General features: G+C 61.3%; 3 protein-coding genes. 1 reads left to right on the top strand and 2 read right to left on the bottom strand.

Annotated elements, in window-relative coordinates; genetic code table 11:
• Nucleotides 1-208: 208 nt before the first annotated feature.
• Both K5E40_RS33930 and K5E40_RS33925 read right to left on the bottom strand, forming a co-directional pair.
• On the bottom strand, nucleotides 209-1,744 hold the full coding sequence (locus K5E40_RS33930; protein ID WP_221734392.1) for an FAD-dependent oxidoreductase: 1,536 nt from the start codon (nucleotides 1,742-1,744) through the stop codon (nucleotides 209-211).
• 127 nt (nucleotides 1,745-1,871) lie between these two features.
• On the bottom strand, nucleotides 1,872-4,076 hold the full coding sequence (locus K5E40_RS33925) for a TonB-dependent siderophore receptor (RefSeq protein WP_221734391.1): 2,205 nt from the start codon (nucleotides 4,074-4,076) through the stop codon (nucleotides 1,872-1,874).
• 190 nt (nucleotides 4,077-4,266) lie between these two features.
• On the opposite strand from K5E40_RS33925, the gene K5E40_RS33920 reads away from it, so the two are divergent.
• Nucleotides 4,267-5,358: a DUF1615 domain-containing protein gene (locus K5E40_RS33920; RefSeq protein WP_221734390.1), complete on the top strand. Its 1,092-nt coding sequence runs from the start codon at nucleotides 4,267-4,269 to the stop codon at nucleotides 5,356-5,358.
• Nucleotides 5,359-5,531 lie beyond the last annotated feature (173 nt).

The following is a 5,531-nucleotide window of genomic DNA, read 5'->3' as shown; positions in this document are numbered from 1 at the left end:
ACCCTCTTCGCGAGCAAGCCCGCTCCCACAGTTAGATCCGCGTTCCTACCAGGTTTCATCTGCAAGCTTCAGCACCGGATCGGTCGCCCCCAAATAACTGACGCAACGCAAAAAAACGGTGGGAGCGGGCTTGCTCGCGAAGGCGCTGTGTCAGGCGACAGCTCTGTGCCTGACACACCCTCTTCGCGAGCAAGCCCGCACATTGATGTCAGGCGCAGGCGAAAAATGGCCTGATCCCCTGGTCGTGGAAATAGCGTTCGATCACTTTCGGATCGGCGCTGTTATCGGCAATCGCCACGTAGGTGTCCGGGCGCAGCAGATAGAAGCCGTTACGCGCCAACCCCGCCGTTTCAAACGCCGGGCGCCAGTCGAGCACATGCAGCGGCAGATGATGTGCGTGACACCAGGCAATCATTTCGTCGCTGGTGTCACCGTACACATGCACCTGCCAGCACGGCTGCTTGAGCGGGTCGTAATTATCCCCTTCACCGTCATGCGCCCACGGCAAGCGATCGCCGCCGTGGACGTGGCCGGCCGTGCCCTGGCTGAGCGGCATGCCGCGATAGTTGAGGGTGACTTGCGAGACGGTGCGAAAGAGGAACTCGCGGCTCGTTTCGAATGAGGCGAGTTTCGGGATCAGAAACGGTGCCAGCCGCGTGCGCAGCAGGTCGGCCATGCGCCCTTCGGCGGTGACGAAACTGAAGACTTTGTCGGTGGTCGATACTAACCGCCGGGCGAAGGCGATGCGCTCCGTTTCGTAAGTATCGAGCAGCTTGGCCTCGGCAGCGCCGCTGAGCACGGCGGCGAGTTTCCACGCCAGATTGATTGCGTCACCAATGCCGGTGTTCATGCCCTGACCGCCCGCCGGGCTGTGGACGTGCGCGGCATCGCCGAGCACAAACGCGCGGCCACTGCGAAAGTGCTCCGCCACGCGGTGATGCACGCGGTAGGTGGAGAACCAGTGGACATCTTCGATTTGGACTTTCAAATGTTCGATGGCGCGGCGGCTGACGTCGGAAAACGCCAGGGTTTCGGCGCGCTGCGCACGTTCGTCGCGCACCGTCCCGATCAACCGCGCCCGCCCTTCGCCCGCCAACGGGAAGACCGCGAGAAAATCTGCTTCATCCAGATCCAGGTGCAGTTCGCCATTCATGGCCGGGCCGCTGGCCTTGACGTCCGCCACGTAGAAAATCTGCTGATAGGTGCCGCCGGGAAAACCGCTGTCGAGGGTTTTTCGCACGATCGAACGGGCGCCATCTGCACCGGCCAGGTAACAGGCCTGGCAAATCTCCTGCTCGCCATCGGGAAGGCGTAAATGCGCGGTGAGGCCGTCGCCGGTTTCCTCGAAGCGCTCAAGTTCGGTATTGCGCTCGACCACGACGCCATAGTCTTCGAGACGCTCGATCAACAGCCGTTCGTGTTCGTCCTGCGGGAAGATTTCGACGAAGGCGTAGGGTGTCAGGCCTTCGCCGATGCGGTTCAGTGGCAGTTGCGCGACCGGTTTGCCGTTGACCCAGAAGTTCGCCGCTGCCACCCGATGGCCGTTGCGCACGATGGTGTCGGCCAGGTCCAGTTGCCGGTATAGCTCCAGGGTTCGCGCCTGTACCGCCAGCGCCCGGGAGGTGGTGCCCGGGGCTGAAGTCTTGTCGATGATGCGCACGCGCACGCCCAGTTTGCTCAGCCACAGGGCCAGCACCAGGCCGGTGGGGCCGGCGCCAATGATCAGTACGTCGCTGCGGTTCATGGGCCTGTCCTCCGTTTGCTGTGGAGCAAGTATGGATCAGAAGAAGAGGGTGGCCAGTTGATCAGCCAGACGGGAAAAAGCCCCGCAACCGTGAAGTTGCGAGGCCTTTTTCGGGCTACGACGTTGCTTAGAAGTCGATAGTGCCCGACAACTTCGCCACTCGCGGTTCACCTTGCGTCAGATAACCGCCCTGAGCTGATGCCCAGTATTTCTTGTTCGCCAGATTCTCCACGCCCAAACGCAGGGTCACGTCTTTCTCCGACACCTTGAAGGCGTAACGCGCGCCGGCGTCGAAGCGGTTCCAGGTCGGCAGGCTGAGGTTGTTCGCCGCGTCGGCGTATTGGCCGCCGGTGCGCAGCATCCGCGCATTCAGCGCAACGCCTTGCAGGCCGGGTACATCCCAGTCCACGCCCGCGTTGAACTGGAAGGTCGGCACGCCGATGGCACGGTTGCCGTCGTTGGCGCGGTTGAGGGTGTTCTTCAGTTCGGTGTCCATCAGGGTCAGGCCGGTGATCAGGCGCAGGCCGTTGATCGGCTCGCCGAACACGTTCATTTCCACGCCTTTGTTGATCTGCTCGCCTTCACGCACGTAAGTGCAGGTGCTGGCGCTGTCGATTTCACAATAGCCGTCGCTAGGCTGCTCGATGCGGTACACACCCAGGCTCGCGCCGTAGGTGCCCATGTCAACTTTGACCCCGGCCTCGGTCTGCTTGGAACGGGCCGGTGCATAGACTTCGTTGCCGTTGGTCACGCGAAAGCCGCCGGAGCTGGTCGGCGAGGTCGGGCCCTGGGCGAGGCCTTCGATGTGGTTGGCGTAGAGCGACACATGCTCCCACGGCTTGAACACGATGCCGTACACCGGCGTGGTGATCGATTCGTCATAGCTCGACGAGCGCGGGCCGCTGCCATAGCTGGCGTAACCGTAACCTTGCACGACCAGTTGCTGACGACGCAGGCCAGCGGTGATCAACAGGCGATCATCGAAGAAACCGAGGGTGTCGGAAATCGCGAGGCTGCGGTTGAAGGTCTTGCCGACGATGCCCGGGTCGTTCACATCGCCACCGGAAAAGTTGCCGACCGGCGACGGGGTTTGCACCGGGTGATAGATGTTGTTGCTGTAGCGGGTCAGGTCGAAATCATAGGCGCTGCGCTGCTCGGCCCAGATCCCGGTCAGGCCGAAATTGAGCTTGTGGCTCACCGGGCCGGTGTTGAATTTGCCATTAAGGCCGGCCATGACGCTGGTGTTGTCTTCATCGTGAGGGATGAACGAGCCGGTGGTGAACGAGGCGCCATTGTTACCGACCAGCGTGGTCGAGTTGTAGCGCCCGACTTCACGGGTGTGCTTGGCGCCGCCGGCCGCGTAGGCGGTCCAGTTGTCATTGAGGTCGTACTCGGCGCGGAGCATGCCGAACGTATCTTCGATGTCGGTATAGCCCCACTTCGGCGCGTAGTTGGTGTCGGCCGATGGCGCATCCGGAATGTGTGTGGCAGTGCCTAGGTTGACCGAGTTGCGGCCACCGTTGACGCGCTCTTTCTGGTAAGCGAAATCACCGGAAACCCGCAGGGCATCGCCACGGTAGTCCAGGCCGATGGCGAACAGTTTCGAGCGCTGATTCTCGTGATCGATGCCGGTATCGCCTTCGCGCTGGGACAGGTTGACCCGCGCGCCGAAGCGGTTGTCTTCACCGAAACGCTGACCGATGTCGACGTGATGACCGATGCGGCCTTCGCTGTTGATATCGCTGGTATAGCGGCGCAGCGGTATGTCACCGGCGCGTTTGGGTTGCAGGTTGACGCCACCGCCGATGCCCGAGCCGGTCGGGGTTACGCCATTGATAAAGGCGTTAGGGCCCTTGAACACTTCCACGCGCTCCAGAGCGTCGGTGGAAATGATCTGCCGTGGCAGCACGCCGTACAGGCCGTTATAGGAAATATCGTCACCGTTGAGCGGCAATCCACGGATCATGAAAACCTGCGCCTGGTTGCCGTAGCCCGAGGCTTGGCGCACGGAGGAATCGTTGAGCAGCACATCGGCGACGTTCTCAGCCTGCTGATCCTGGATCAGTTGCTCGGTGTAGGACGCGGCGCTGAACGGTACGTCCATCATGTCCTGATTGCCCAACACGCCCAATTGGCCGCCGCGAGCGACCTGACCACCGGCGTAGGCTGGGGGCAGGGCATCTGGCGCTGGGGCCTGAGCGTTGATGTTGACGTTGTCGAGCACCAGTTGTTTGTTATCGCCTTCGGCAGCGTGAGCGGTGACAGTCAGGGAGCACAGCAGGGCGAGAAGCGTCGGACGAAAGGGAGCAGCGAGTCGAGCTGAAGCGGGCATGTTTCGTACCTGGAGGCGCACGGCCAATGAGAAAAATAAGGGCGGCGCGGAACTCCTTGCGCAAATGCGACTCCAGGTGCAAATGATAGGCTTTCTCAGTAACGCATTGCAATCAGTTTGTCATCACCTTGAGCTACCGAAGGGATTGTGTATGGTTAACCCGCCTCAACGGACTGGATGATGGAGCCGCATGCACACCCCTCGATTACTGATCACCCTCGCAGCCCTGCTCGTACTCGGCGGTTGCGCCAGTCAGCGCAGCGGCGAGCCCGCCCCGCGTCCTCCCGCCGAAGTGAAGGCCGAGATCGTGCGGCTGATGCCGGCCAAAATCGCCGATCGCCAAGGCTGGGCCACCGATATCTACGCCGCGTTCGCCGCGCAGAACATCAGCCCGACCACGCAGCATCTGTGCTCGGTGTTGGCCGTTGCCGAACAGGAGTCAACCTTTCAGGCTGACCCCACAGTGCCGGGCCTGGGCAAAATCGCCCGCGACGAAATCGACCGTCGTGCCGGCAAAATTCATATCCCCGGTTTGTTGGTCAGCGGCGCCCTGCAAGTGCGTTCTCCCAATGGCAAAAGCTACAGCGAGCGCTTGAATGCGGCGCGTAGCGAGAAAGAGTTGAGCGCAATTTTCGACGACTTCATCGGCATGGTGCCAATGGGCGGCACGTTGTTTGGCGGCTTCAACCCTGTGCACACCGGCGGGCCGATGCAGGTCAGCATCGAATTCGCCGAGCAGCATGCCAAGGATTATCCGTACCCTGTGGACGGCACGATCCGCCATGAAGTGTTCAGTCGTCGCGGGGGGATGTATTTCGGTATCGCCCATTTGCTCGGCTACCCCGTCAGTTATCGCGAACCGCTGTACCGCTTCGCCGACTTCAACGCCGGTTGGTACGCCAGCCGCAATGCCGCGTTTCAGAACGCCGTCAGCCGTGCTTCGGGCATCCCGTTGGCACTGGATGGCGACCTGATTCGCTATGACTCGATCATGCCCGGCAGCACCGAACTGGCCGTGCGCACCCTCGGCAAGTCCCTGGGCATGCGCAATCCGACGATTCGCGATCAATTGGAAAAGGGCAAAACCCTGGAATTTGAAGAGACCAGGCTTTATCAGCGAGTATTCGAGTTGGCCGAGAAAACCGAAGGTAAAACACTGCCGCGTGCTGTATTGCCGGGGATCGTGCTGCAGAGCCCGAAAATCACCCGCAAACTGACCACCGCGTGGTTCGCCAAGCGGGTGGATGAGCGCTACAAGCGCTGTATGGCGAAGGCTGGCTGATTGTTGCAGACATAAAAAACCCGGCTGATGGGAGCCGGGTTTTTCTGGTTTGTTGCGATGACGCCATTCATTCAAGCGTTGCGCAGTTCGTTCAGGCGATCAGCACCACCTTCAGCGACGGTGTTGCCTTGCAGACGATCCGAGCCATCAGCGGCGACGGTGTTGCCTTGCAG

Origin of the sequence: Pseudomonas baetica, from assembly GCF_019733355.1 — a bacterium.
Lineage (GTDB): Bacteria > Pseudomonadota > Gammaproteobacteria > Pseudomonadales > Pseudomonadaceae > Aquipseudomonas > Aquipseudomonas baetica_A.
The sequence above is the reverse complement of the archived record's forward strand: the minus strand, read 5'-3'. Positions and strand labels throughout refer to the sequence as shown.

Bases quoted from the DNA above. Each gene is read 5' to 3' on its own strand.
- K5E40_RS33930 (WP_221734392.1), bottom strand. From the start codon at position 1,744: ATGAACCGCAGCGACGTACTGATCATTGGCGCCGGCCCCACCGGCCTG.
- K5E40_RS33925 (WP_221734391.1), bottom strand. From the start codon at position 4,076: ATGCCCGCTTCAGCTCGACTCGCTGCTCCCTTTCGTCCGACGCTTCTC.
- K5E40_RS33920 (WP_221734390.1), top strand. From the start codon at position 4,267: ATGCACACCCCTCGATTACTGATCACCCTCGCAGCCCTGCTCGTACTC.